Consider the following 25,253-nt stretch of genomic DNA (forward strand, 5'->3'; position numbering starts at 1 on the left):
ATCAGGGATCCGGCTTCTGCGCGTGCCGGCTTTTTCCCGGCAGGCGCTCGCCCAGCGAATCATAGATCGGCGGACAGCGCAGCATGACAGGCACGACCATGGCGGTGAAGCAGGCTGTGAGCATCGGCAACAGCAGTGCAAAGCTCGCCGTCATCTCCGTCACCAGGACGATGCCGGTCACCGGAGCGCGAACCACAGCCGTGAAGATTCACGCATGCGGAACAAGGGATACGCGCAAGGCATGATGATCCGTACGCGGCGGACTGATGGCCAGCGCGATGGCGCGAAGCCGCGTCGCCCGGGGCGGGGGAGGCGACGCCCAAACCGGGGCGGCGAGCGAACTACAACGGCGTGCAGGCGCCAAATAGCACGAACACATCCTCGCGGTTCACCAGTGCCGCGGACATCGCGCCGCTCTTGGTGTCGAGCGCAATGCTCCAGTTGTAGCCCAGTTCGGTGCCTTGAAGCAGGATCTGGCCATCGCTCGGCTCCATGAGGCGGATGTTGGTGGAGCGCTGGGGCCCGGATACGGTCTTTTTCGCGAAATTGATTCTCATGAACTGCGGTGCGCCCAGGATCGCCGGGAGCGTCCGGTAGCAGGTCTCCCCGATATCGCAGAAGTGCGCATCGACGGTGGCGCACAGGAGCGGCTTGCTGCCGTCGAAGTCCGCACCGAGCACCCATGAGGGCGTCGCGCAAACCAGCGTTGCGAGGGCGGTTACCCGCAATGTCTTCAACATGGCTCTTCCTCCTGCCTGTCGTGGAGCGGCGAGCAAACCGGCGGGCAACGGACGGGGTGGCCGACGTGATGACGCTGGCACGACCGCTACTCGACTGTGTAGCCTCGGCCCGTCATGCATGCCGCCACCGCTCGGTTGTACGTCGAAAGCTGACCTGATGCCTGTTGCTGCATGCCTTGCTGCTGCATGTCCATTTGCTGTTGTTCGCGCCGCATCCGCATGCGGGTTCCCATCGTGCCGACGAGCGCACCGATCCCCGCTCCCTCGCCCCAGTGGCCGCCCGCGGCCCCGCCGATCAGCGTCCCGAACAACGCACCGCCCCCTGCGCCGCGCAGGTACTGGCCTTGCTGCTGTTCGGGAGGCGGGCTGCTGGCCATGCGTTGCGCGAGCGCGACAGGATCGACGCCGGTGGATTGCTGCGCCCATGAATGGCATTCGGCGGTATCGGTTCGCTGGCGTTCCGGACTCTGTCCCCTTGCGGGATAGATGATGGGTTGCTGCGCGGCCGCGGCCGATGCCAGCGCCGCGATGACCAGGCCGATCAGATTTTTAACAGTGCGTTGCATGGCGCCAAGTCCCGGGAGTCTTCCGCTACCGCTTCACCGTTGCATGGTTCGGGCACGTGAGTACATCGGTGAGAACATTGCTCCGGCGTCAGGCCGGAACCAGGGGTGTGCTCGTTGCCAACGCCGGGGTCGAGCTGCTTATATTGTTCAGAGGCGGGCTGCGGCTACCGAAAGCGTATGAGGATCAAGGCGTCCACGACGCTACGCGGTTCGCCACGGCTACAGGGGAATATTGGTGCCGCTTGCATTCAAAGGCAATGGGACCTTGGTCCAATAGTGCCTCGCCGCGTCAAGGCAAGCCGCATGGCGGCAGGGTACGACGAAGGATTGCCACCGCTGAAGAGTCGGTACTATGGGACCTTGGTCCAATTGCGTCATGCCGGGCGGCGGGCAAGATAGGAGCGGGCCCCTCCTTCCGCATGCCGGTCCACGTACGTGCGTTCCGTCATGATGTATCGTGCCAGCCATTCGGGGAAAATGCTCAGTGAAGCAAGGGCCGGATGGCCAAGCGCGACAATGGGGGCTATGGGGATTTTATGACCGCCTGCGGAGGGCTGCAGCATGAACCACTTCGTCATCGCCCTGATCGTGTTCGTGTGTGTATTCGGCAGTTCGCTACTCGGCATGTGGGCGCGCGCCATGCTGCCGGAACACCACCTCAGCGATCAATCGATCAATGTCGTCAAAATGGCGACCGGCCTGATCGCGACGATGGCCGCGCTGGTGCTTGGGTTGCTGGTTTCGTCGGCAAAAGGCACGTTCGACACCATGAGTGCCGAGATCGTGCAGAATTCGGCCAGCGTCATCCAGCTTGATCGCATACTGGCCAGATATGGACCGGAAACGCAGGAGGTCCGGGCCTCGCTCAAGCGTATCTACGCCGAAAAGGTCCGGACTCTCGCTTCCGGCGACCCGGCGCAAATGGCGGGGCTGGGTAACGCCGAGTCAGTCAACCAGCTGGACGAATTTCAGCGCAAGGTGGAGGCACTTGCGCCGCGCAACGATGAGCAGCGGACGCTGAAGGCCAAGGCCCTCGAGGTCATCGATAGCGCGCTTGCCGCGCGCTGGCTGGCATTGCTGCAGATGAAAGCGTCGACCCCGATATCCCTGCTGATGGTCCTGGTGCTGTGGCTCTCCATTGTGTTCGGCACCTTTGGCCTGTTTGCCGACCGCAATGGGACCATCGTTGCCGCCTTGATGCTGTGCGCACTCTCGACTTCCGGGGCGATTTTCCTGATCGAGGAAATGAGCACGCCGCTCTACGGCGTGGTCAGCGTGTCGCTTGAGCCCATGCACGGCGCGCTCGCCCGTCTCGGGCAGTAGGCGCCAGCGCCGTCGTGCGCATACCGGATCAGCGGTCGAACCACCGGTATTGAAGCGTGATGGAGAAGGTCTGGAAGTTGCCGCCGATGCTTGCTGTCAGTCCACGCGACCATGCCAGCTTCGCCGACCATTGCGTCGCTAGCGGAACGGACAGCGTGGCGCCATAGCGCACGCTGCGTTGCAGATCCTGGTCCTGGATGCCATTGACGCTGGTCCGGCCGCCCGTGTAGTAGGTCACGTCGGTAGCGAGCCAGAACCCCGGCCGCCAGTTGTAGCCTCCGTGCCATTGGAACGTGGGCAGCGGATCCTGGCTGCGCCGCCGGCCGCCGAAAAAATCGTTGTTGTCGGTGAAGAACCACACGCCAGCCGTGCCCTCCACAAACCAGTTACCAAGCGGCTGGGACAACCCGATCTCGGGCTTGAACGCCCAACGGTTCGAACCCACGTTGACCAGGCGCGCCGGCAGGTACTGGCCGGTGGGCGCCACCACGCTCAGGCTGGCACCGAGCGAAGCGGTAGGGCTGTGCTGCGCGAACTGCTCCGGCGTGAGCGCCTCGCCACCGAGCAGAATCACTGCGAATCTCATGCGAAGGTCTCCGAGTCCTGACCGGTAGGCTTGCCCCGGCGCCCCCTCCACGTTGCCGGTCAGGTTCGCATTGGCGTAAGGAACCAGCACCGCGATGCTCCCGGTCCGGCCCGCAATCCCGAAGCTATGGGAATAGCCGGCCGAGGAGGCATTGATCCTGGCCTGCAGGTCGGTAACCGGGAGTGAAGGATCGAGTGCGACATCGCCGCTCGATCGCGCATAGTTCAGCAGCAGGAAGTTGGTTCCGATCGGCACGGCGGAATAGGCGCGCGGCTCCATTTCCTGCGCCGGCGTGGGCGATGCCCAGAGCAGGATCATGCCGGCACTCGCGTACCGTAGGCGCCGCGTGAGCCGTGTCGTCAATGGTGTGCATGCCGCGCGCCGTTTGCGTGCTTCAGCGGACTCTGGCTGGAGGCAGGACGAATCGATCGGCACGGGTTTGCCCCATGCGCGGGAAGCCGGCGGAAATGACCTACTCTGTAGTGGAGGACGGGCGGGCTCGAAGTGTTCGTGCTGGCCATGACAAGGAGTGACCATGAGAATGCTGGCTTTGTTGGCGTGCGTGATGCTCTGTTCGAACGCGTTTGCCGAATGCGCCACGAACGCGCGCGGCGTTGTCGTTTGCAATAACGGAGAATCGGCCGGTGGTTATAACAAGAACACGGGTACCGCCTGGAAGTCCGAGAAGAATCAGAATGGCGTGACGACGACAGAGACAAGCAAGGGCGGAGAGGCCAAGACCAAGAACGGCAAGGGCGTATACGTCAGCCCGAGCGGGAAGACATGCGCCAGGACGGCCCGCCATCAGGGATGCAACTGAAGCGCCGTGGATGGGGCCGGGCCGGGCGGGCGCTGTCATGTTCCCGTAGCGGTCGCGGCGCTCCGCGGCTAGTGCGCGGGCGGATGCTGGATGCCCGCCTTATCGGTGACGCGCACCAGTTCTGCCACTGAGTGCGCCTCCATCTTCTTCATCACGCGGGCACGGTGGACCTTGATGGTCTTCTCGGCGGTGCCCAGTTCGCAAGCCATTTGCTTGTTCAGGCGGCCTTCGACGACCAGCGCCAGCACTTCCCGCTCGCGCGGCGTGAGTCGCCCGATGCGATGGTGAATCGATTCGATTTCGGTGCGGTTCGCGAGCGCTTGCGACGCGTTCCCCAATGCGGTCCCGATGGCATTGAGCAGATCGGTGTCGCTGACCGGCTTCACCAGGAAGTCCGTCGCCCCCGCTTTCATCGCGCTGACGCTCATCGGGATGTCGCCGTGTCCGGTGATGAAGATGATCGACAGCGGCCGGCCCGCGCCGCTCAACGCACGCTGCAACTCCAGTCCGTTCAGGTCGGGGAGTTGCACGTCGAGCACCAGGCAGGCGTTGTAGTCCGCGCACGGATCGCATTCGAGGAACTCACGTGCCGATGCGAACCCTTCGGCGCGGTAGCCTGCGGAGCGGATCAGGCGCGTCAACGCCCGGCGTACCGCATCGTCGTCGTCCACCACGAAGACGGTTGGTGTGGCGTTATTCATGGTCGTGGTCCGGAATGGAGGGATTCTGTCTCGGCGGCGACGGGCAAGGTGAAATGGAAAGTGGCGCCTTTCTCACTATTGTTTTCGGCCCAGATACGTCCGCCGTGCATTTCAACAATGGTGCGGCTGATCGAGAGTCCGAGACCGAGCCCCTCGCGCTTTGACGTGAAAAATGGCTTGAAGAGCTGGTCCAGCTTGTCGGCAGCGAGGCCAGGTCCGCGATCGCACACCGAGACGCGCACCATGCCGGCGCCATCGAGCGTGGCGCCGACCACGATCACGCGATCTTGCGCCGGGCCGGACTCCGTCGCGTGGAATGCGTTAAGCAACAGATTCAGTACGACCTGCTGCACCTGCACGCTGTCGCCCTGCACCGGGGGCAGCCCGGGATCGAGGCTCAGGAGCACGCGGATGCCGCGCACGATCGCGTCGCTATGCACCACCAGTAGCACGTCGCCGATGACGCGGGCAAGACTGAGGGGCGCGGCCTCGAGTTCGCCTTTCTTGACGAGCGCACGGATCCTGCGCAGTACTTCGCTCGCGCGGCGGTTGTCTTCGACGAGGTCCTGCAGGATCTCGCGCACTTCGGCAAGATTGATCGGCTGCGTCGCCATGAAACGCTGGGCTGCCTGCGCGTTGCTCAGGATGGCCGTGAGCGGCTGATTCAACTCGTGCGCGAGCGAACTCGCCAACTCTCCGAGCGTGGAGACCCGCGTCAGATGGGCGAGCTCCTGCCTGTTACGCTGCAATTCATAGTGTTCCGTCCGGTCAATGACAACTGTCAGCGTAAGTGGATCGCCGTCGGACGAGGCGTGATTGGCGGTGATTTCCGCCGGAAACTCGGTGCCATCCTTGCGCCGCGCGGACAGGTCACGCGTACTGCCGATCGCGCGTGGCGGCGGAGCGGCCACGGCTTCGCCCTGGCGGGCGGGATTGGCGTCGCCGTGCAATCCAGGCACGAGTGCGTTAGCCGGCGCGCCGATCAACTCGTCCTGGCTATAACCAAAGAGCTTCTGCACGGCAGTATTGGCCAGCACGATCCGTCCAAGCGCATTTGTCAACAGGATGGCGAACGGCAGTCGTTCCAGTACGCAGCGCAAGGTCTCATCGCGCTGCAGTTGCCGGGTGGTGTCGCGGGATGCTTCAGGCATATTGTCCCGTGTTTCCCCGGCGGCATCATGCGCCTCATGGTCAGCGGCGGAGAGCCGGAAGCCGCCGGCTGCCGCGAGGCGTGTGCGGATGGGGTGCCTGCCGTGCCGCCAGGGCTGGCAGCTTTCTGGCGCGTCGCGAGGATGTGGCTGTTCCGGAGGCGCGCCTGGCGCCTGGTGCGCCCACGTTGCGTTGGCTACACGCGCGAAACGGATAAAAAGGAAGTGAAGCGCCCGGTGTGCCGGCATGGAGGAGGGGGTGCCAGGGTTCAACGGCTCATCCCTGGTTTTCGTGCGTCGGAACTGCAGTTTCAGCAGCAGTGCGATGACGGCAGCTGTGAGAATGAGGGTCATGGCGCCCTGCTCCCTGTCAGTGGCTCGCTTGGCCTGCGCGAACCCGGTGCCACCGGCATGCCGGCAGACAGACGAGCAATTCAGCGCACATACGGTCATATGAGGTGGCCGCGCCTACGCAATGAGGTGCTTGCCACCGGACATTTCCGCCGGGCCATGTAACGAACCTGTCCATATGCTGGTTTGATTTATTGTTGCATTGCATCGCCGGAATGCGACGTCAATCCGATTCCGTCGGCGGACACTGGCTTGCAATAGAGCGCCTGGGTGTGTGAAGCATCACTGGCGCCACAAAGTAGCCGGGTATCTGGGGCATATAGGCAAAAAAAGTTTAGGCGTTGAAGTCCCTTTGTAAAAGGCATTAGTCTCGATCGTACAAGTTACAACGGCGGTTTTGCACAAATGGGCGGGTGCAGCCGCAGGCGCGATGTCGCGATCGAATGGGACCAAGGTCCAATTGCCGGTGTCTTGCACGCGGGCTATTTTTAGTTGAGTGGTACCTGGTCGCCGGCATGCGCCGGTTTCCGGTTTTTCGTGCCAGCTGTGGCAACGGCGTGCCGGGCCGGCGCCGAGGAGCCCGGCTGCACGCGCGGGCTGGAGCGACGCAATCGTCGCGGATCATGCATTCCGCTGTCTCACCACAGAGTCCATTGCCCGGGAACCAACATGGCGCGGCCAAGCAAAGCGTTACCCTCGGATGCAGCGGCGCATGCTGGGAAGTTCGATCATACGGTTTTTGTCCTGCAAGGCGGCGGTGCGCTGGGCGCGTACCAGGCGGGCATCTACGCGGGTCTCGCGGAAGTCGGCGTGACGCCTGATTGGGTTGCCGGCGTATCGATCGGGGCAATCAACGCCGCCCTCATCGCCGGCAATGCCCCCGAGCGCCGCGTGGAGCGCCTGCGTGAATTCTGGGACCGGATGTCGGCGCGTGCGCCTCTTATCCCGCCTTCCATCTTCGACACGCTGCGTCCGATGATGAATGCCTTTAGCGCGGGATCCGCGGTAACGTTCGGTATACCGGGCTTCTTCGTGCCAAGGGTTCCGCCGCCGTTCCTCGCACCCGACGGCGCCATCGAAGCGCTGAGTTTCTATGACACGTCGCCACTCAGGGAAACACTTGAGGAACTGGTCGACTTCGAGATGATCAACCGCAAGGATGTGCGGCTCTCGCTGGGGGCGGTCAATCTGCGCTCCGGGAACTCGGTTTATTTCGACAACCAGCAGATGCAGCTCGGGCCCGAGCACGTGATGGCGAGCGGCGCGTTGCCGCCGGGATTCCCTCCCGTGGAAGTGAACGGGGAGTTGTATTGGGACGGCGGCATCGTCTCGAATACGCCGCTGTGGTACGTCGTCGACGAAAACTACCGGTTGGGTGCGCTGGTCTTGCAGGTCGATCTGTTCAGCGGGGCGGGCGAAACGCCGCAGAACCTGCGCCAGGTCCAGGAGCGCGTCAAGGACATCCAGTATGCGAGCAAGACGCGCTTCAACTCGACACGCGTCAAGGAAATCGAAGACCTTCGCGGCGCACTGCGCCGTCTCATCGGCAAGCTGCCCAAGGCACTCCAGTCGGACCCGGACGTGGCGCAACTCACGGCGGTCAGTACGCGCGGCACCGTCGCGCTGATGCACTTCATCAACCGGCACAACACGCAATCCTCGGATTTCAAGGACTACGAGTTCTCGCGCGCCACGGTGACCGATCTATGGAACGGCGGGCTTGAAGACGCGCGCCGCGCCGTCGCGGGTCCGAAGTGGAAAGAAGCCATGGCGCAGACCAGCGGGATCGGCATTTACGACATGACCACGTAGTGTCCCGAGGACAGGAGCAAATGACATGACGGAAGACGAGATCAAAAGGCAAGCCTTTGCGATGCCGTTCACGAGTCCTGCGTTTCCGCCCGGACCCTATCGTTTTATCAATCGCGAGTTTCTGATCGTTACCTACCGTACCGATCCCGACGCGCTGGCTGCCGTCATTCCCGCTCCGCTGGAGATGATCGATCCCATCGTGAAATTCGAGTTCATCCGGATGCCGGATTCGACCGGCTTTGGCGACTATACGGAAAGCGGCCAGGTGATCCCGGTACGATTTCGCGGCGAAACCGGCGGCTACGTGCATGCCATGTATCTCGACGATGGATCGCCGATTGCGGCGGGCCGCGAACTCTGGGGCTTTCCCAAAAAGCTGGCGTCGCCACAGTTGCGCGTAGAGAAGGATACGATCGGCGGGGTGCTGCGGTACGGGCCGGTGCCGGTTGCCGTGGCGACGATGGGCTACAAGCATAGTGCGCTGGCCCACGACAAGATCCTGGCATCGCTGTCGGCACCCAGTTTCCTGCTCAAGATCATCCCGCATGTGGACGGGACGGCACGCATCTGCGAGCTGGTGCGTTACTTCTGCGAAGATATCACCGTGAAGGGCGCCTGGGCGGGGCCGGCCGGCCTCGAGCTATTTCATCATGCGCTCGCGCCGGTCGCGTCGCTTCCGGTGCGCGAAGTGATATCGGGCGTGCATATCCTGACCGACCTGACGCTTGGGTTGGGGACTGTCGTTCACGACTATCTCGCCGCGTAGCGGCGCTCGCGCCCCATTGGACCAAAGTCCAATATCGGCGTCCCTGCGCCTTGCATAGGCTATGGATTGGGCGGCTTCTCTTGATCGTTCGGTCTTGGCCCGCCCATCATCGATTCGACGAAACGAGGAAGATCATGACCAGGCGTCCACTGTGGTTTGCATTGATGCCGGCGCTGCTGTTCGCGGGTGTCGCAAAGGCGCAGTACCCGATCATGAACGAGGTCGCCGACAAGGTCGTTCAAAAGTACCAGCGCTCGTCCTGTGAGCAGCTATGGCAGGAGAAAGCCCAGAAACAGGGGCAACCGAAGCCGGAGAGGGAACAGGAGGCCCTGAGGGTGCTGCGCGACGATCCGCAGATGCGTGCTGCGTTCATCAACAAGGTGGCAGGGCCGATTGTCAACAAGATGTTCGAGTGCGGCATGATTCCGTGATCGCCCTCGGTGGCCACGCTGGACTGAACGACGCACGGAGACCGCGATGACCTACGAGAAAGTGCTGCTGCGCGCAAGCCTCGTCGCGCTGGGACTGTTGCTTTCCACGAATGGCATCGCTCAGCAGCCCCAGCGAGCACAGAAAGCAACAAGCGCCACCGCCAAACGGTCGGACAAGGCGGCGCTCACGTTCCAGGCCGGGATCGAGCCACGCGCGGTAGACATCCTCAAGGGGGCGAGTGCCCGCCTGGCCGCAGCCAGATCGATGACCTTCACGGCGGTCGTCTCCTACGAGAGTCCGAGCCGCCTCGGTCCTCCGCTTGTCTATTCCACCAAGTCGCAGGTGACCCTGCAGCGGCCGGACAAGCTCAAGGTCGTCACGAGCGGCGACGGGCCGCCCTCGGAGTTCTACTACGACGGCAAGGCCATGATGGCACTTGCGCCGGCGGAGAACCTGGTCGCCGTCGCCGACGCGCCGCCGACCATCGACGCCGCGCTACAGAAGGCCTACGATACCGCGGCAATCTATTTTCCGTTTACCGATGTGATCGTCACGGATCCCTACAAAGACATCGCCGAGGGACTGAAGACCGCTTTCTATATCGGCCAGTCCATCGTTGTCGGGAATACGACGACGGACATGGTGGCCTATGTCACCGGAGACGTGTTCGTGCAGGCCTGGATCGGTACGCAGGACAAGCTGCCGCGCCGCATCTACGCCGTGTATCTCAATGACCGCACCCGGCTGCGCCATGTGCTGGAACTCTCCAACTGGGAACTGGACGCCGCCATTCCCGCGACCGCCTTTGTATCGGCCAGCGCCGCGAGCGCGGCACGCATAGCGTTCGAGCCCCCGGACTCGACGGGTGGGCCAGGCATGAAGCCGCCTCCGAAGACCAAGGCTGCCAAGAGGCAATGAGGAGGCGCATGATGAAAAAGGCCGTCATCCATCTGATCGGGTTGCTGATCCCGGCGCTCGCCGCCAGTCCCGCGGGCGCGTGGTCGCACGCCAACTATCGCGGCGGCTTCACATCGCACACGCCCGGTTCGGATTCCACGACCCGAAGCAACGCCTGGGGCGGCAGCGAAACGCACACCTACGGGGAGGGCACGACCGCGACCGGACGCTACGGCGGCACGGCAACGCATGCGGAAGGCTCGGGGCAGACGACGGCTACAGGCCGCTACGGCGGGACTGCGACCCACACCTACGGCCAGGGTACCAGCGCCACGGGTGCGTACGGTGGCACGGCGTATCACGCCACGGGCTCCGGCTATACGAGCTATACAAGCGCTTCGGGCGCCACGGCGTACCACAGCCCCTACTATGGCGCGAGGTATCCCGCATACCATCCGCCGGTCGTCGTGAACAACTACGGGTCCGGCTGCTACAACTGCGGCGGCTGGTCCACCGCCGGTGCCGTCGCGGCGGGCGCGGTGGTCGGCGTGGCAGCCGGTGCGGCCGTGGCATCGGCCAATACGGCTGCCGCTACCGCCAATGCGTACAACGCCGGCGTGGTCGCCGGGGCGACGGCTGCCGCCCCTGTCGGCGGGTACTTCGCGATGGGTGCGATCTACCCGACGCTGCCAGCCGGGTGCATTACGCCAAGGGTGCAGGGCGGCACTTACTATCTGTGCGGAAACACGTGGTTCAAGCCTTCCTACGGCGCCAACGGCGTCTACTATCGCGTGGTGCCAACGCCGGCCTGATTGTCCGCGCGGTATCCGAACGCCCATCCAAACGCCCATCCGAACGCCCATACCGTGCCGTCAGCGCATCAGCCGCGACAGCACGATGACGTAGATCGCCGACGCCGTGAGCTGGGCCACGGTGATTGGCAGTCCGTAGCGCATATACGTGGCGAATGTCACCGGCTTGCCGTGGCGCGCGCAGATGCCGGCGGCCACGATGTTGGCCGATGCGCCGATCAGGGTAGCGTTACCGCCGAGCGTTGCGCCGAACATCATGCCGACGAACACCGGAATCGTGGCCGCGGGCCACTGGGTGAAATGCGCGCCAAGCGCTGCGTCGGGCACCACCTCCGCTGCCACCAGGTAGCCCTTGACCATCAGGATCGACGCCGCCGCCACCGGGACGTTTGCCAGCAGGCTCGAGAGCAGGCCGATTGCTGCAATCATGGTCAGTGCAACGAGCGTCAGCTCGATGCCGAACGACGCATTGAGCTTTAGCGCCATGATCTGGAGCAGCCCCGTCTTGGTCACCGCCTGCACCAGGCAGAAGATGCACCCCAGGAACAGCAGCGTTTTCCAGTCGACGTCCCGCAGCACGTCGTCGGTCGGCTCGAAGCGGGCTTCATACCCGACCAGCAGGGCCAGGGCACCGGCGATCAGCGCTACCGTGGGCGGCACGAGCCGCGTGGGCAGTTGATCGCCGAAGATGAACAGCGCCACCATCGTCAGGAGCACGGCGAGCGAGAGCACCGCGTAGATGGGGTGCTCGAGCTTTCTGGGCGGCACGCGCGGCGGCAACGGACGCCGCAGCCGCCACAGGTCCGGCATCAGCAGCGGCAGCAGCGGGACGATGATGAGCAGGGCGACGACACCGCCCAGGCTCACGCGGTGGAGGTACTCGCCAAAGGTCATGCCGATCGAGCTGCCGACGAGAAATGTCGCCGGGTCGCCCACGAGCGTCAGCAGGCCGGCGGAGTTGCTGACGATGGCGGTCAGCACCAGCGGTCCGACAAAGTCCACTTCCAGGGCGCCGGCAACCCGGATGATGATGGGGGCGAGCAGGATGACCGTGGTCGCGTTCGGCAGGAAGGCGCACAGGGGCGCAACGATCGCGATCAGCAGCAACAGGTACCGCCTGCCGCTTCCCCCCGTGGCGCTCAGGTACAGGTCGCCGAGGCGGTCGAAAAGACCGGTGGTGGACAGGATGCGCGCCACCACCATGCCGCCGAACAGCAGACTGATGGGGCCGGCGGCGGTGCGGGTGGCGCCCAGCAGATCCTGCTCGTCGAGGATCCCCAGCGAGATCAGCACGCATACGCCGATCAGCGCGGCCACCGCCATATCCAGCAGGTTGAAGGCGATGGCCAGGATCACGGCCCCGAACACGCCGAGGACGATATAGATCTGCAGTTCGCTCATGCGGTGACCTCCGCGGTCCGTCGCTTCGTTGGCACCTGTCGCAACGAATACGGCGGCTATCGCACCGGCGGCGCGTACATCAGGCCGCCCTGCGTCCAGAGCCGGTTGAGGCCGCGATCGAAATTCAGCGGGCTTTGCGGGCCGAGATTGCGCTCGAACATCTCGCCGTAGTTGCCCACGCTCTGCACTGCGCGCGTGGCCCAGCCGGGCTCGACGCCGAGCGACTTGCTGGCGTCTTCACCGGCTTCGAATGCGTGGGCCAGCGCCGGATCGCGCAAGCGTTCGCGCGCGTTGGCCTGCGTGATCCCGGCTTCTTCCGCGGCAATCAGCGAGAACAGGACCCACCGGACCAGCGTCAGCCAGGGCTGGTCGTCGTTGCGCACGACTGGCCCGAGCGGCTCCTTCGATATCCGCTCGGGCAGGATGACATAGGCTTGCGATCCATTGCGGACCCGCAGGCGCGCGGCTGCAAGGTGCGAGGCGTCCGCGGTATAGGCGCCGCAGCGTCCCGCGAAAAAGGCGTCGGCCACTTCGGTGGCGGAGTCTATGGCGAGCGGAATCACGCTTAACCGCTTGGCCGCGAAATAGGCCGCCAGATGGACTTCGCTTGACGTTCCCTTCTCGACGCAGACGGTGGCCCCGTCGAGTCCCGCGACTGCCTGCGCAGCGCTCTGCTTCGGCACCATGAACGCCTGGCCATCATAGAAGATCGTGCCCGCGAACTGCACGCCCAGCGTGCTCTCGCGCACCAGGGTCCACGTGGTGTTGCGGCTGATCAAGTCCACCACGCCCGTGCGCAGTGCTGGAAACCTTGCGGAAGCCTTCAGCGGAACGAAGGTGACCTTGTCCGCCCGCCCCAGGGCGGCTGCCGCTACGGCGCGGCAGAAATCGACGTCGATCCCGGACCAGCGGCCGGCGGCGTCCTTCGCCGAGAACCCGGCAATCCCCTCGCTGACGCCGCAGCGCAGCGTGCCGCGCGACCTGGCCTGCGCCAGCGTATCGCCATCCGCGGCATGGGCCGGCAGCGCGGTGGCCGTGAGCAACGGCAATGTACCCAGCAACAACCCTTTGACGATGCGCCGAAGGTGGATCATGCATGCCCCCAAGCCCGACCCGGCATCGAATCGCCGCTGCCGACAAATTCACTCTGGCAGCGATTCCCGATTGCGTCAATTGGCCTTTCGTCGTACATCCATGAGCGCATCGCCTCGTGTTCGGGTCTGGCTACTGCGCATGCGCATCGTGGTGTTCCTCCACCGGTGCCGGCGCATCGGGGGGCCTCATGCTCATACCGGTGCCGCCGCTCGATGTCGTCCTGCGCTGGCTCGTGAGGATGCCGTTTTCGTCGAACTCGAACACGACGGTGGCCGATCGCGTGTCGGCGCCACCGAAGAACGGACCGATGAACGGGATGAAGCTCTCGGGACGCGGCCTGGAGGTGACGAACGAATAGATCAGGATGGTCGATCCGTTGCTCAGCGACGTTTGAGCGGTTGGCGATCCGAGTTCGCCGACGACCTCTTCAAGGGTGGCCTTGCCCTGCCTGAAGCTGGATAGCTGCTCCGGCTTGACATCGACGCCTGCGGATATGCAGGCGGCCAGCGCGCAGCAGAGCACCATCAGTACGTGAACACGCTTCATGTCGTCACCGCCAGGATGCCAGGCCCTGCGCCAGGGTTCGCCGAACGCACGTGCGGTCGGCGCCCGTGCGCGCAAGCTTGGTATGCCTACCATTGTAGTTCGCGGATTGCGGGGGGCGGCACAAGTCCGGGACGAGGGCCGCGCGGTGCCGGGGCGGGGGCAGTCATGCAGCCCGGCGGCGCGCGCCGTATTTTTCGCCTAGAGTTTGAAGGTGTTTCACTGTGCGCCACACACGTTTCCCGAACGTCGTGGCGCACAGGGTTGCCGTATCGCAGCACCATGATTGCCATCGGATCGAGGAGTTCGCCATGCCGTTTTCCGGTCGTCCCGTGTTCGCGCCCAACCGTGCGGATTGCACTGCCGGGCAGCCTGGAACGATTGACCGGCGCCGCCGCTTGCTAACTGGTAGCGCCGGCTTTGCCTTGCTGGCGATGGCGCTCGGGATGTCGCCCGCGCGCTTGCGCGCGCAGGGCAGGCGGGACGCCGGCCCGATGCCGATTGGCGTGATCGGTGCGGGCCGCATCGGCGGGACGATCGGCGGCCTGTGGGTGCAGGCGGGACACCCTGTCCTGTTCTCCTCGCGCCATCCTGAAGAGATCAAGCCCCTCGTCGACAAGCTCGGCCGGCTCGCCCGCGCCGGCACGGTGGCTGACGCACTGGCCTTTTCCAAGGTGATTTTTCTGGCCGTCCCGTACAAGGCCTTGCCCGATCTCGCCGCGGAATATCGCCAGTCCTTTGCCGGCAAGATCGTCGTGGATGCGACCAATGCCGTGCCCGCGCGCGATGGCGCCATCGCCGAGGAGGCAATCCGCAAGGGCATCGGCATTACCACGGCAAAGTACCTGCGCGGCGCGCACATTGTCCGGGCTTTCAATTTCATGGGCGCGGCCGACTTCGCGAGCATGCATCACCGGGCCAAGGGGCTGATTGCCGTGCCGATCGCCGCGGACGATCCTGCCGCGCTGCGCGTCGGCGAGCAACTGGTGCGCGATGCCGGCTTTGAACCGGTGGTGATCGGGCGGCTGGCCACGGCCGACAGTTTTGCCCCGGGCGGCCCACTGTTCCACCAGATCGGTTCGGCAGACGCCATGCGCGCGCGCATGGCGGAGGTCAGTGGCAAGGCAGGCGCGGCGCCGAAATAAGATCGGCGCCTGCTGCTGCACCCGGCGGCCACGCCCCCGATCCGATTCGCGCCAGGGCGAGGCGCCGCGCTCAGGCCGGCACCGGCGCGTTGGCGCTGGTCTGCCGGCCGCGGAAGTCGGTCCAGCATAGCGCCTTGAAGTCATACAGCTTGCAGCGGCGCGCGGTGTCGAAATACCAGCGCCAGGTGAAGTCCTGGATGATGATGCGGCCCGGCAGCGCATGTTCGAGCAGGGCCTGCGCGCGCTTGAGGCGATACAGCGGCACGCTCATGTCCACGTGATGGGCGGTGTGCTCCATGATGTGATGCAGTGCCGCGCCGATGCCATAGCGCAAGCGCAGGTGCACGGTGGTGGAGACGAAAGGCTGGGCGCGCGCCCACATGGTCTTGGATTCGTACCAGGCCACGCTGGTGTGGGTGTGGTGCAGATAGAGCACGAAGCCCACGGTGAGATTCCATACCAGGAAAGGCACGACGAAGCCCAGTCCCGCCAGCAGCGCGACCGACTGGCCGCTGGCCAGCGCCAGCCAGGCCAGCGCGCCGATCCAGGTGGCGCCGAAGATGGCCACCAGCGTGCAGTCCCACATGAAGACGGCCCGGCGCGTCGGCATCTGGCGGCGGCTGGGAAAGAACATCTTGAACCACCAGATTTCGACCAGGTAGTACAGGCCCGCGCCAAAGCCGGTGCGGTACAGGCGCTCCAGCGCACGGCGCCAGCGCGGCAGCGCCTGGAATTCCTCCAGCGAGTAGGGCGCCCAGACGAAATCGAAGCCCTTGAGGTTGGAGTAGCCGTGGTGGACCACGTTATGGCCGACTTCCCACAGGCTGTAGGGCGTCAGCGATGGCAGGAAGGTCAGCCGCCCCAGCCATTTGTTCAGGCCGCGCCGGGGCGTCAGGCTCTGGTGGCAGGCGTCGTGGCCGATGATGAACAGGCGCGCGATGGTCAGGCCGGCCAGCACGCCGGCGGCCAGCTTGGCGAGCCAGTGGGAGAGCATCACCACCCCGGCCAGCGCGGACAGGAACAGCGCGGTGTCCAGCGCGAACAGCGCCAGCGCGCGCGGGGTGCTGCGCTGGCCCAGCGGGATCAGCCAGCCGCGGATGATCTTGCGCGATGGCAGGGGCGCTTCAGGGGAAACGGGCTCCGGAAAGGGAGTCGGGGCTTGCTGCGTGGCAATCATGCAAAAACCTTCAGTTGTCGAACGCGGGGGCGGGCGCTCGGGTGCGCCCGGGACTGGCGATGCTCGGCCACAGGCCGGCCACAGGCCGGCCAACGATGCGACAGCTTAGAAGGATTGCGTGACAGGGGTGTTGATCCGGGTCAAGCCGGCAGGGCCGGACCCGGTGTTGCGTGGCGAAAAGTGATGATTAATGCGCGACGGAAGCCGCCACGCTCGCCGCTTCGCCCATCACATAGACTTCGCCGATCACGCGGTCGTCGCCCAGCATGGCGAAGGCGAACAGTTGCTCTTCCAGCGATGCCGAACGCTCGCTGCGGCGGGCGATCAGCGGCGTGGCCTGCGGATCGAGCACGATGAAGTCGGCCTCGCAGCCCGGCGTGAAGCTGCCCACGCGTTCGCTCCAGCCCAGCGCGTCGGCGGCGGCGCGGGTGGCCAGGTAGAACATGCGCAGCGCGGTGAGGTGGTAGCCGCCCATGCGCGCCACCTTGTGCGCGGCATTCATGGTGCGCAGCATCGAGAACGAGGTGCCGCCGCCCACGTCGGTGGCCAGCGTCACGTTGAGGCGATGGGCGTCGGACTGGTGGAAGTCATAGAAACCGCTGCCCAGGAACAGGTTGGAGGTGGGACAGTGCGCCACCGCCGCGCCGCTGTCGGCCAGGCGCTTGCGATCGTCCTGGTCGAGGTAGATGGCGTGGCCATAGAGCGCGCCCGGGCGCAGCAGGCCATAGTGATCGTAGATATCGAGATAGCTGCGCGCCTGCGGGAACAACTCGGCCACCCACTTCACTTCATCGCGGTTTTCCGCCACGTGGGTCTGGATAAAGGCGTCGGGGTAGGCCTTGGCCAGTTCGCCGCAGGCGGCCAGTTGCGCCTCGCTGGAAGTGGGCGCGAAGCGCGGCGTGATGGCGTACGACAGGCGGTTCCTGCCGTGCCAGCGCGCGATCAGGTCGGCCGAGTCGCGCGCGCCGGACTCGGCGGTGTCGCGCAGGAATTCGGGGCAGTTGCGGTCCATCAGCACCTTGCCGGTGACCAGGCGCAGGTTGCGGCGGTCCGCTTCGGCGAACAGCGCGTCGGCCGAGGCCGTGTGCACGGTGCTCCAGGCCACCGCGCTGGTGGTGCCGTTGCGCAGCAGTTCGTCGGCGAAGAAGCCCGCCACCGCCGCCGCGTACTCCGGCTCGGCAAAGCGGCGCTCCTCGGGGAAGGTATAGGTCTCCAGCCAGTGCAGCAGGCCGGGCGAGGGCGAGGCAATGATGTCGGTCTGCGGGTAATGCACGTGCGTGTCGATAAAGCCCGGCACGATCAGCTTGCCGCAGCGGTCGATCACTTCGGCGCCGGCCGGGATCTGCGCGGCCAGCGCGGTGTAGTCGCCCACCGCTGCGACATGCCCGGCGGTGACGATCAGCACCCCGTCTTCCCAATACTGATACGCGTCTTCATGGAACTGCGGATCGCGCAGGAAGTGCAGCACGCGGCCACGGATGGCGCGGGTGATGGACGGTTTGGGGGGCGTGGTCGTCATAGCGATGTCTCGTCATGCGCCGGCGCACGCGTGGTGCACCGGCTTCTTGGTGTGAGCCGCGCTCAGGCCGTGGAGGCCGTCGCGGGCAAGGGGGATTGCCAGAAGTGGTCGACTTCGGCGAGGAAGGCCGTCTTTTGCGAGGCGGGCAGGAACGATGCCTCGAAACTATTGCGCGCCAGCTTGTGGCCATCGTCCGCGGTCAGCGGCATGGCTTCGAAGGTGGCTTCCCAGTTGGCGTTCATATAGCCGCCGAAATAGGCGGGGTCGTCCGAGTGCAGCGTCACTGCCACGCCGGCATCGAGCAGGCGCTTGAGCGAGTGGTCGCGCAGGTCGGGATAGACCTTGAGTTTCTGGTTCGATAGTGGGCACACGGTCAGCGCCACGCGTTCGCGGGCCAGCCGTTCGACCAGTGCCGGGTCGTCGATGGCGCGCACGCCGTGGTCGATGCGCTCCACCTTGAGGATGTCCAGCGCATCGGTGACGTACTGCGCGGGGCCTTCCTCGCCAGCGTGCGCCACCAGGTGCAGCCCCAGTTCGCGGGCGCGGGCAAAGACGCGGGCGAACTTCTCCGGCGGGTTGCCCTGCTCGGAGGAATCCAGCCCCACGCCGACGAAGCGGTCGCGGTAGGGCAGCGCCGCTTCCAGCGTGGCGAAGGCGTCCTCCTCGGACAGGTGGCGCAGGAAGCAGAGGATCAGGCTGCTGGAGAAATCGAACTGCGTGCGGGCCTGGGCCAGGGCGTCGGAGATCCCGTCGATCACCACGCCGATGGGCACGCCGCGCGCGGTGTGGGTCTGGGGATCGAAGAAGATCTCGGCGTGGCGCACGTTGTCGGCGACGGCGCGCTGCACATAGGCCATCGTCATGTCGAAGAAATCGTCCTCGGTCAGCAGCACGCTGGCACCGGCGTAGTAGATGTCCAGGAAGGATTGCAGGTCGGTGAAGGCGTAGGCGTCACGCAGGGCTTCCACGCTGGCATACGGCAGCTTGACCTTGTTGTGCTGGGCGAGCCGGAAGATCAGCTCGGGCTCCAGCGTGCCTTCGATATGGACGTGCAGTTCGGCCTTGGGCGTCAGGCGGATACGGTCGGCGAGCGCGGCATCGAGCGTCATGGGGTTCCTTTTGCGGTCGTGGTTTGCGTCGTGTTCGCCGCTTGGCCGCCGCGGTTCGCGCTCAGCGCGCCCAGATGGGCGAGGCGCTGGTCGCGAACCTGCAGCAGTTGGGCGACGATGGCAACCGCAATCATAGCCGGAGCCTTGTCCGTGATGCCGGAGATACCCATCGGGCACGTCATTTCCGCGAAGCGGGCAGGGTCAATCCCATGCTCCGCCATGCGATGCTCGAAGCGCGCGCGCTTGGTCTTGGAACCGATCAGGCCGAAATAGGCAAAGTCATCGCGCCGCAGGATCCGCTCGCAAAGCGCCTGGTCCAGGGCGTGGCTGTGCGTCATCACCAGGAAGTAGCTGCCGGGGGCAGCATGGTCGACCACGGCTTCGGGGGTGTCGGTGGCTTCCGGGGTGACGTTGCCGGGCAGGCCGGGCGGGAACAAGGTGTCGCGCTCGTCCACCCAGTGCACGTGGCACGGCAGGTTGGCCAGCACCTTGACCAGCGCATGGCCGACATGGCCGGCGCCGAACAGCACCACCTGCAGTTCATCGGGGACCATGGTGTCGGTCCAGGAACCATCCTGTTGCAAGACCACCGTGGGCGTGACCGCCTGTGTGGCGGCGTGCCGCACCGGACCAGTCGCCGGCACGGTGCGCGTGAGCGCGCGTCCGCTGGCAAAGGCGGCCTGCACCGCATCGAGCCAGGGCAGGTCGGCCTCGCCCAGCACCTCGAAGGCGAGCTGGACYGCGCCACCGCAGCATTGGCCCAGGGCCGGACCCAACGGGATGCGCACGATCTGCCGTGCCACTGCGTGTTCGGCCAGCATGCTGCGCGCAATCTCCATGCCGCGCCATTCGAGATGGCCGCCGCCGATGGTGCCCACCAGGTCGTCGGCGGTCACCAGCATGCGCACGCCCGCCTCGCGCGGGGCCGAGCCCTTTACCTCGGCGATGGTGACCATCGCCACCGGCACGCCGGCGCGCACCAGGCGGCTGGCGTCGGCGAAACGGAAGGGTTTGAGGGGCGCGTCCTGCATGGTGATGCCTTTTCAGGTTGATGCTTTGCTTTGGATAAAGCGCGTTACATTGAGCGCGTTACATTGAGCGCGTTACGTTGAGCTCGTTACATTGCGGTCTTCAGCGACGGTGGTCGATGCGCAGCGGTGGCTCCGCCGGCTACCGCCTGTCACTGCACCACCGGCGCAGCCACCCGCACCGCATCCACCGCATCCACCGCATCCAGGATCGCCTCGCTCGTGGCGGGCGCCACCAGCGGCGGATTCACCTTGTAATCCGCCACGCTGGCCACCGCATCGCGAATCGCGAAGAACACCGAGAACGGCAGCAGCAGCGGTGGCTCGCCCACCGCCTTGGAGCGATGGATGCTGTCCTCGGCATTGTCGTTCTGGAACAGCCGCACGTAGAAGTCTTCCGGGCAGTCGTTGACCGTCGGGATCTTGTAGGTGGACGGCGCATGCGTCATCAGCTTGCCGTCCTTGTTCCACCACAACTCCTCGGTGGTCAGCCAGCCCATGCCCTGGATAAAGCCGCCTTCGACCTGGCCGATATCGATGGCCGGGTTGAGCGAGCGCCCGGCATCGTGCAGCACGTCCGCGCGCAACAGGCGCCATTCGCCGGTCAGCGTGTCCACCAGCACTTCCGAGCAGGCCGCGCCGTAGGCGTAGTAGTAGAACGGCCGGCCCTGCAGCCTGGACTGGTCCCAGTACAGCTTGGGCGTGGTGTAGAAACCATCGGACCACAACTGCACGCGCGACACGTAAGCCTGGCGCGCCAGGTCGCTGAAGTCCAGGCGCAGTTCGCCCGCCACCACCAGGTCGTCGCCGAACTGCACGCTGTGCGCATCCACGCCAGCCAGGCGCGCGGCAAATGCAGCCAGCCGCTCGCGGATCTGCCGCGCCGCGTCCTGGGCGGCCTTGCCGTTCAGGTCGGTGCCGGTGGAAGCCGCGGTGGCCGAGGTATTGGCGACCTTGCTGGTATCGGTGGCGGTAACGCGCACGCGCTCCAGGCGGATGCCGAGCTCGTGCGCCACCACCATCGCCACCTTGGTGTTCAGGCCCTGGCCCATTTCGGTGCCGCCGTGGTTCACCAGCACCGAGCCGTCGTTGTACACATGCACCAGCGCGCCGGCCTGGTTGAAGTGCGCCACGTTAAAGGAGATGCCGAACTTCACCGGGGTGATGGCGATGCCCTTCTTCAGCACCGGGCTGCCCGCGTTGAACACGCGCGTCGCCTCGCGGCGCTCGCGGTAGGCGCTGCTCGCTTCCAGTTCGTCGAGCAGTTCGTGGATGACGTTGTCCTCCACGGTCTGGCCGTAAGGCGTGACATTGCGCTCGGTCTTGCCATACAGGTTGGCGCGGCGCACGTCGAGCGAATCGCGGCCCACGGTGCGCGCCACGTCGTCGAGGATGTACTCGATGGCGAAGGCGCCCTGCGGGCCGCCGAAGCCACGGAACGCGGTATTGCTCTGCGTGTTGGTCTTGCCGCAGTAGCCGTCGATCTGCACGTTCGGCAGCCAGTAGGCGTTGTCGAAGTGGCAGATGGCGCGGGTCATCACCGGGCCGGACAGGTCGGCCGAAAAACCGGCGCGCGAGACCATCTCCACCGATACGCCGTCGATGCGGCCCTCGGCATCGTGTCCGACTTCGTAGTCGAACACGAAGTCATGGCGCTTGCCGGTGATCATCATGTCGTCGTCGCGGTCCGGACGCAGCTTGACCGGGCACAGCAGCTTCCAGGCAGCCAGCGCGGCGCAGCAGGCGAACATCGCCGACTGCGATTCCTTGCCGCCGAAGCCGCCGCCCATGCGGCGGCATTCCACCAGCACCTGGTGCGCATGCCAGCCCAGCATATGCGCCACCGCATGCTGCATTTCGGTGGGATGCTGGGTCGAGCACCACACGTGCATGCCGTCGTTTTCCTTGGGCGCGGCGTAGGCGATCTGGCCTTCCAGGTAGAACTGCTCCTGGCCGCCCAGGCGGATATTGCCCTTGTCCCGATGCAAGGCCGAGGCGATATGGCTGGCCGGCTCGCCGCGTGTCAGGTGCATCGGCGGCAGCACATAGCTGCCGGCCTGGTGGGCCGCCTCGGGCGACAGCACCGGCGCCAGGTCTTCGTATTCGACAGCGCCCAGGCGTGCGGCGCGGCGCGCGGCGTCGTGCGAGGTAGCCACCACCACGAACATCGGCTGGCCAATGAACTGCACCAGGCCGTTGGCCAGGATGGGGTCGTCGTGGATGATCGGGCCGCATTCGTTGGCGGCGGGGATGTCCTCGGCGGTCAGTACTGCCACCACGCCGGGCGCGGCGCGCACCTTGTCGAGGGACATCGACCTGATGCGGGCGTGGGCGCGGGTGCTCATGCCGAGCGCGGCGTGCAGCGTACCGGCCAGCTCGGGGATGTCGTCGGTGTAGGTGGCCGTGCCGGCTACATGCAGGTGGGCGGATTCGTGCGGGCGCGAGATGCCCACTTGCGGCGTGGAGACGGCGGCCTTGGCCTCGATCCCGGCGTCGAGCAGGAAGGGTTCGGTTTGCTTGTTCATGCCGATCTCTCCTTACGCGATGGCGACGGGTTGGCCCGCGCCGATGGCGCGCACATTGACGGCGGAGGCGGGTAGCGCGTCGGCGCGCGTTTCCAGCCAGAAGCGGTACAGCAGGTTGGCGGCGCCACGGCTGCGGTAGGCGGCGGTGGAGCGCATATCGGTCAGCGGTGTGAAGTCCTGCGACAGCGCGCGCATGGCGGCCCGGGCGATGGCCTCGGTCCAGGGCTGGCCGACCAGGGCGGCTTCGGTGAGGGCGCCGCGCTTGGGCGTGGCGGCCATGCCGCCGAAGGCAATGCGTGCATGCCGGATCACGCCGTCCTCCAGCGTCAGCGCAAAGGCTGCGCACACCGCGGAAATGTCTTCGTCAAAGCGTTTTGACAGCTTGTAGGTACGGAAGTGCTCCGGCCCCGCCAGCGGCACGCGCAGCGCCGCGACGAATTCGCCCTCGGCCATGGCGGTCTTCTGGTAGGCCAGGTAGAGATCTTCCAGCGGCAGCTTGCGGCGCACTTCGCCGCGCTGCAGCACCACTTCCGTGCCAAGTGCGATCAGCGCCGGCATGGAGTCGCCGATCGGCGAGCCGTTGGCGATATTGCCACCCAGCGTGCCGGCGTTGCGGATCGGCAGCGAGGCAAAGCGCTTCCACAGCTCTTCCAGTTCGGGGTGCGTAGCGTTGAGCGCCGCGTAGGCGCGCTCCAGCGAGACCGCCGCGCCGATTTCCACGGCGCCGCCTGCTTCCCCGATGCTGTTCAGGTCAGCCACCTGGCCCACGTACAGCAGGTTGCCGAGTTCGCGGAACTGCTTGGTCACCCACAGGCCCACGTCGGTGCTGCCGGCCAGGATGCGCACGCCAGGTTCGGCGGCCTTGATGGCGGCGAAAGCCGATGCCGTGCGGGGCGCGTAGAAGTGCTGGCCGCCGGCGCTGTAGTGGAACGTGTCGTCGCGCTGCAGCGAGCGCAGCGTATCGGCGATCTTGACGGGATCCAGCTTGCTGGCCTGCGGCGCCGGCAGCGCCATCATGCGCTGGCCTGCCTCGATGATGGGGCGGTAGCCGGTGCAGCGGCACAGGTTGCCGGTGAGGGCGTCGCAGATGGTCTCGCGGGCCGGCGCGCGGCCGGTGCCGGCGTCCTCGGCTTTTTGCTGGTACAACGCCCACAGCGACATCACGAAGCCGGGGGTGCAGAAGCCGCACTGCGAGCCATGGGACTCCACCATCGCCTGCTGCACCGGATGCAGCGCGCCGTCGGCCTGGCGCAGGTCTTCCACGGTGATCAGCGCGCGGCCGTCAAGCGTGGGCAGGAACTGGATGCAGGAGTTCACGGCCTTGAACCCGACCTGGCCGTTCTCGTCCAGTTCGCCGAGCACCACGGTGCATGCACCGCAATCGCCTTCGGCGCAGCCCTCCTTGGTGCCCGTGCAGCGCGCGTCCTCGCGCAGGTACTGCAGCACGGTGCGGGTCACGGGGGCGTCAGCGACCTCCTGGACCTGGCCGCGGTGGTAAAAGCGGATGGTTTGCGTCTCCATGGTGTCTTCTCTCTTTATGATGGTGACAAACATAGCACTGGTGTCGATGATGCAATATTCGACCCAGGTGATATGCCCCATCAGGGGAGGAAGCGTTACCCGGCTGGCCGGAGGAGAGCGGCAGCCGGATTTGACCAATGACGGGGTGCCTGACATACACTATGCGCCGTCCCCACCTCCCACGCCACTGGCCGCCATGCGCGCCTGGCTCCCCTCGCCATGCACGGACGCGACCATCTCGATACCTATTTGCTGCGGGTACTGCACACCCTGCTCACCGAGCAGAGCGTGACCCGCACCGCGGTCCGGCTCGGCCAGTCGCAGCCGGCCATCAGCAATACGCTCAAGCGACTAAGGGAAATCACTGGCGACGCCATCCTGGTGCGCGGCAAGAGCGGCATGGTGCCCACCGAGCGCGGCCGCGAGCTGCTGCAGCTGGCCGAGCAGAGCCTGGCAGCGATGGACCGCATCGCCCGGCCGCCCCAGCATTTCGATCCCGCCACCACCACCCGCACCTTCCACCTGGGCGCGCCGGACTACCTGGACGCCTTTTTCCTGCCCAATATCGTCGAGCGCGTGCGCCGGCTGGCGCCCGGGGCCAAGCTGTTCGTGCACCCGATGACGTCGTCCAGCGATTTCCTGGAGAGCCTGGAGCAGGGGCAGCTCGATCTGGTGGTCGGCAACTGGCTGTCGCCGCCCGAGCACCTGCATATTTCGCCGCTGTTCGACGATGAAGTGGTGTGCATGCTGGGGGCGCAGCATCCGCTGGCGCGCAAGGGGCTGACGCTCAAGCATTACCTCGAGATGCCGCATCTGGCGCCAGCGCCTTATGCGTCGATGCAGCGCAGCATGATTGACCAGGCACTGGCCGAGCAGGGGTACAAGCGCAATATCCAGGTTACCTTGCCGTATTTCGGGTTGGTGCCGTATGTGTTGATGAAGACCGATATGGTGTTCACCACGGGGCGGCAGTTTGCTGCGCATTACGCGCAATATCTGCCGCTGAAGATGGTGCCTTCGCCGGTGGTGTTTCCGCGCATGCGGTTTTATCAGCTGTGGCATGAGCGGTGCCATGCGGCGCCGGATGTCCTGTGGATGCGGAGGATGATTGCGGAAGTGGCGGCGGAGTTGCCGGTTTTGCCGAAGTTGGCTWGGGTGGGGGAGGGGCAGGGGTGAAGTGGGTGGTCTTTTAGGTCAAGGGCAGAACACTTGGCTCTCGTAGAGTACCCTGGATTG

General features: G+C 65.5%; 24 protein-coding genes. 9 read left to right on the top strand and 15 right to left on the bottom strand.

Translation table 11 applies throughout. The features are described 5' to 3' along the window. Position 1: 1 nt before the first annotated feature. The 3 genes from AC1DQ3_RS02680 to AC1DQ3_RS02690 form a co-directional block, all read right to left on the bottom strand. The gene (locus AC1DQ3_RS02680) at positions 2–196 is read right to left on the bottom strand and encodes a chloride channel protein (RefSeq protein WP_477118627.1); all 195 of its coding nucleotides are present in this window, start codon (positions 194–196) and stop codon (positions 2–4) included. A 145-nt stretch (positions 197–341) separates the two neighbouring features. Beyond that, on the bottom strand, positions 342–740 hold the full coding sequence (locus AC1DQ3_RS02685; RefSeq protein ID WP_477118628.1) for a hypothetical protein: 399 nt from the start codon (positions 738–740) through the stop codon (positions 342–344). A gap of 86 nt (positions 741–826) precedes the next feature. Beyond that, positions 827–1,306, bottom strand: coding sequence for a glycine zipper family protein (locus AC1DQ3_RS02690; protein ID WP_477118629.1), 480 nt, complete (start codon positions 1,304–1,306; stop codon positions 827–829). Positions 1,307–1,867: 561 nt separating this feature from the next. Between AC1DQ3_RS02690 and AC1DQ3_RS02695 the strand changes: the two genes are divergently transcribed. Then, positions 1,868–2,629 carry a bestrophin-like domain gene (locus AC1DQ3_RS02695; RefSeq protein WP_477118630.1) on the top strand — a complete coding sequence of 254 codons (762 nt, stop codon included), beginning with the start codon at positions 1,868–1,870 and terminating at the stop codon, positions 2,627–2,629. A gap of 28 nt (positions 2,630–2,657) precedes the next feature. On the opposite strand, the gene AC1DQ3_RS02700 is transcribed toward AC1DQ3_RS02695, so the two are convergent. After that, on the bottom strand, positions 2,658–3,533 hold the full coding sequence (locus AC1DQ3_RS02700) for a transporter (protein WP_477118631.1): 876 nt from the start codon (positions 3,531–3,533) through the stop codon (positions 2,658–2,660). 217 nt (positions 3,534–3,750) lie between these two features. On the opposite strand from AC1DQ3_RS02700, the gene AC1DQ3_RS02705 reads away from it, so the two are divergent. After that, a complete protein-coding gene (locus tag AC1DQ3_RS02705) occupies positions 3,751–4,035 on the top strand; it encodes a hypothetical protein (protein WP_477118632.1) in 285 nt (94 codons plus the stop codon). 68 nt (positions 4,036–4,103) lie between these two features. On the opposite strand, the gene AC1DQ3_RS02710 is transcribed toward AC1DQ3_RS02705, so the two are convergent. Further along, complete coding sequence (locus tag AC1DQ3_RS02710; RefSeq protein WP_477118633.1) at positions 4,104–4,736, bottom strand: response regulator transcription factor; 633 nt, start codon at positions 4,734–4,736, stop codon at positions 4,104–4,106. Continuing rightward, the gene (locus tag AC1DQ3_RS02715; protein WP_477118634.1) at positions 4,733–5,887 is read right to left on the bottom strand and encodes a sensor histidine kinase; all 1,155 of its coding nucleotides are present in this window, start codon (positions 5,885–5,887) and stop codon (positions 4,733–4,735) included. Before AC1DQ3_RS02715 ends, AC1DQ3_RS02710 begins: the two co-directional genes overlap by 4 nt. 1,017 nt (positions 5,888–6,904) lie before the next feature. Between AC1DQ3_RS02715 and AC1DQ3_RS02720 the strand changes: the two genes are divergently transcribed. The 5 genes from AC1DQ3_RS02720 (at position 6,905) to AC1DQ3_RS02740 (ending at position 10,954) form a co-directional block, all read left to right on the top strand. Beyond that, positions 6,905–8,047 (top strand): patatin-like phospholipase family protein, encoded by a 1,143-nt coding sequence (locus tag AC1DQ3_RS02720; RefSeq protein WP_477118635.1) that lies wholly within the window; start codon positions 6,905–6,907, stop codon positions 8,045–8,047. 25 nt (positions 8,048–8,072) lie between these two features. Continuing rightward, on the top strand, positions 8,073–8,813 hold the full coding sequence (locus tag AC1DQ3_RS02725) for an acetoacetate decarboxylase (RefSeq protein ID WP_477118636.1): 741 nt from the start codon (positions 8,073–8,075) through the stop codon (positions 8,811–8,813). Positions 8,814–8,977: 164 nt separating this feature from the next. Continuing rightward, positions 8,978–9,244 (top strand): hypothetical protein, encoded by a 267-nt coding sequence (locus AC1DQ3_RS02730; protein WP_477118637.1) that lies wholly within the window; start codon positions 8,978–8,980, stop codon positions 9,242–9,244. Between the two features lie 46 nt (positions 9,245–9,290). Next, on the top strand, positions 9,291–10,163 hold the full coding sequence (locus AC1DQ3_RS02735) for a DUF2092 domain-containing protein (protein ID WP_477118638.1): 873 nt from the start codon (positions 9,291–9,293) through the stop codon (positions 10,161–10,163). Between the two features lie 8 nt (positions 10,164–10,171). Beyond that, positions 10,172–10,954, top strand: a complete 783-nt coding sequence (locus AC1DQ3_RS02740) for a hypothetical protein (protein WP_477118639.1) — start codon at positions 10,172–10,174, stop codon at positions 10,952–10,954. A gap of 60 nt (positions 10,955–11,014) precedes the next feature. Here the strand turns inward: AC1DQ3_RS02740 and AC1DQ3_RS02745 are convergent, their stop codons facing one another. From AC1DQ3_RS02745 to AC1DQ3_RS02755, 3 genes are all read right to left on the bottom strand, one after another. Continuing rightward, positions 11,015–12,355, bottom strand: coding sequence for an ArsB/NhaD family transporter (locus AC1DQ3_RS02745; protein WP_477118640.1), 1,341 nt, complete (start codon positions 12,353–12,355; stop codon positions 11,015–11,017). A 56-nt stretch (positions 12,356–12,411) separates the two neighbouring features. After that, positions 12,412–13,449, bottom strand: a complete 1,038-nt coding sequence (locus AC1DQ3_RS02750) for an amino acid ABC transporter substrate-binding protein (RefSeq protein WP_477118641.1) — start codon at positions 13,447–13,449, stop codon at positions 12,412–12,414. A gap of 130 nt (positions 13,450–13,579) precedes the next feature. Then, positions 13,580–13,996, bottom strand: a complete 417-nt coding sequence (locus AC1DQ3_RS02755) for a hypothetical protein (RefSeq protein WP_477118642.1) — start codon at positions 13,994–13,996, stop codon at positions 13,580–13,582. Between the two features lie 308 nt (positions 13,997–14,304). On the opposite strand from AC1DQ3_RS02755, the gene AC1DQ3_RS02760 reads away from it, so the two are divergent. Then, positions 14,305–15,138, top strand: coding sequence for an NADPH-dependent F420 reductase (locus tag AC1DQ3_RS02760; RefSeq protein ID WP_477118643.1), 834 nt, complete (start codon positions 14,305–14,307; stop codon positions 15,136–15,138). Positions 15,139–15,208: 70 nt separating this feature from the next. Here AC1DQ3_RS02760 and AC1DQ3_RS02765 read toward each other — a convergent pair whose 3' ends face one another. The 6 genes from AC1DQ3_RS02765 to xdhA form a co-directional block, all read right to left on the bottom strand. Beyond that, positions 15,209–16,315 carry a fatty acid desaturase gene (locus AC1DQ3_RS02765; RefSeq protein WP_477118644.1) on the bottom strand — a complete coding sequence of 369 codons (1,107 nt, stop codon included), beginning with the start codon at positions 16,313–16,315 and terminating at the stop codon, positions 15,209–15,211. Between the two features lie 187 nt (positions 16,316–16,502). Next, positions 16,503–17,834 (bottom strand): guanine deaminase, encoded by a 1,332-nt coding sequence (guaD, locus tag AC1DQ3_RS02770; protein ID WP_477118645.1) that lies wholly within the window; start codon positions 17,832–17,834, stop codon positions 16,503–16,505. Positions 17,835–17,896: 62 nt separating this feature from the next. Next, entirely contained in the window at positions 17,897–18,943 is a 1,047-nt protein-coding gene (locus AC1DQ3_RS02775; protein WP_477118646.1) for an adenosine deaminase, read from the bottom strand. Next, a complete protein-coding gene (gene xdhC, locus AC1DQ3_RS02780) occupies positions 18,940–19,974 on the bottom strand; it encodes a xanthine dehydrogenase accessory protein XdhC (RefSeq protein WP_477118647.1) in 1,035 nt (344 codons plus the stop codon). The genes AC1DQ3_RS02775 and xdhC overlap by 4 nt, the downstream gene beginning before the upstream one ends. Positions 19,975–20,123: 149 nt before the next feature. Further along, entirely contained in the window at positions 20,124–22,496 is a 2,373-nt protein-coding gene (xdhB, locus tag AC1DQ3_RS02785; RefSeq protein WP_477118648.1) for a xanthine dehydrogenase molybdopterin binding subunit, read from the bottom strand. Positions 22,497–22,508: 12 nt separating this feature from the next. Then, positions 22,509–24,017, bottom strand: a complete 1,509-nt coding sequence (gene xdhA, locus AC1DQ3_RS02790; RefSeq protein ID WP_477118649.1) for a xanthine dehydrogenase small subunit — start codon at positions 24,015–24,017, stop codon at positions 22,509–22,511. A 219-nt stretch (positions 24,018–24,236) separates the two neighbouring features. On the opposite strand from xdhA, the gene AC1DQ3_RS02795 reads away from it, so the two are divergent. Then, positions 24,237–25,193 carry a LysR substrate-binding domain-containing protein gene (locus AC1DQ3_RS02795; RefSeq protein ID WP_477118650.1) on the top strand — a complete coding sequence of 319 codons (957 nt, stop codon included), beginning with the start codon at positions 24,237–24,239 and terminating at the stop codon, positions 25,191–25,193. Positions 25,194–25,253 lie beyond the last annotated feature (60 nt).

Source organism: Cupriavidus sp. 01T418, from assembly GCF_056398885.1.

Bases quoted from the DNA above. Each gene is read 5' to 3' on its own strand.
- AC1DQ3_RS02685 (WP_477118628.1), bottom strand. From the start codon at position 740: ATGTTGAAGACATTGCGGGTAACCGCCCTCGCAACGCTGGTTTGCGCG.
- AC1DQ3_RS02750 (WP_477118641.1), bottom strand. From the start codon at position 13,449: ATGATCCACCTTCGGCGCATCGTCAAAGGGTTGTTGCTGGGTACATTG.
- xdhB (WP_477118648.1), bottom strand. From the start codon at position 22,496: ATGAACAAGCAAACCGAACCCTTCCTGCTCGACGCCGGGATCGAGGCC.
- AC1DQ3_RS02735 (WP_477118638.1), top strand. From the start codon at position 9,291: ATGACCTACGAGAAAGTGCTGCTGCGCGCAAGCCTCGTCGCGCTGGGA.
- AC1DQ3_RS02690 (WP_477118629.1), bottom strand. From the start codon at position 1,306: ATGCAACGCACTGTTAAAAATCTGATCGGCCTGGTCATCGCGGCGCTG.
- AC1DQ3_RS02730 (WP_477118637.1), top strand. From the start codon at position 8,978: ATGCCGGCGCTGCTGTTCGCGGGTGTCGCAAAGGCGCAGTACCCGATC.
- AC1DQ3_RS02755 (WP_477118642.1), bottom strand. From the start codon at position 13,996: ATGAAGCGTGTTCACGTACTGATGGTGCTCTGCTGCGCGCTGGCCGCC.
- AC1DQ3_RS02715 (WP_477118634.1), bottom strand. From the start codon at position 5,887: ATGCCTGAAGCATCCCGCGACACCACCCGGCAACTGCAGCGCGATGAG.
- AC1DQ3_RS02775 (WP_477118646.1), bottom strand. From the start codon at position 18,943: ATGACGCTCGATGCCGCGCTCGCCGACCGTATCCGCCTGACGCCCAAG.
- AC1DQ3_RS02700 (WP_477118631.1), bottom strand. From the start codon at position 3,533: ATGATCCTGCTCTGGGCATCGCCCACGCCGGCGCAGGAAATGGAGCCG.
- xdhA (WP_477118649.1), bottom strand. From the start codon at position 24,017: ATGGAGACGCAAACCATCCGCTTTTACCACCGCGGCCAGGTCCAGGAG.
- AC1DQ3_RS02720 (WP_477118635.1), top strand. From the start codon at position 6,905: ATGGCGCGGCCAAGCAAAGCGTTACCCTCGGATGCAGCGGCGCATGCT.
- AC1DQ3_RS02745 (WP_477118640.1), bottom strand. From the start codon at position 12,355: ATGAGCGAACTGCAGATCTATATCGTCCTCGGCGTGTTCGGGGCCGTG.
- AC1DQ3_RS02740 (WP_477118639.1), top strand. From the start codon at position 10,172: ATGATGAAAAAGGCCGTCATCCATCTGATCGGGTTGCTGATCCCGGCG.
- AC1DQ3_RS02725 (WP_477118636.1), top strand. From the start codon at position 8,073: ATGACGGAAGACGAGATCAAAAGGCAAGCCTTTGCGATGCCGTTCACG.
- AC1DQ3_RS02765 (WP_477118644.1), bottom strand. From the start codon at position 16,315: ATGATTGCCACGCAGCAAGCCCCGACTCCCTTTCCGGAGCCCGTTTCC.
- AC1DQ3_RS02760 (WP_477118643.1), top strand. From the start codon at position 14,305: ATGCCGTTTTCCGGTCGTCCCGTGTTCGCGCCCAACCGTGCGGATTGC.
- AC1DQ3_RS02695 (WP_477118630.1), top strand. From the start codon at position 1,868: ATGAACCACTTCGTCATCGCCCTGATCGTGTTCGTGTGTGTATTCGGC.
- guaD (WP_477118645.1), bottom strand. From the start codon at position 17,834: ATGACGACCACGCCCCCCAAACCGTCCATCACCCGCGCCATCCGTGGC.
- AC1DQ3_RS02710 (WP_477118633.1), bottom strand. From the start codon at position 4,736: ATGAATAACGCCACACCAACCGTCTTCGTGGTGGACGACGACGATGCG.
- AC1DQ3_RS02705 (WP_477118632.1), top strand. From the start codon at position 3,751: ATGAGAATGCTGGCTTTGTTGGCGTGCGTGATGCTCTGTTCGAACGCG.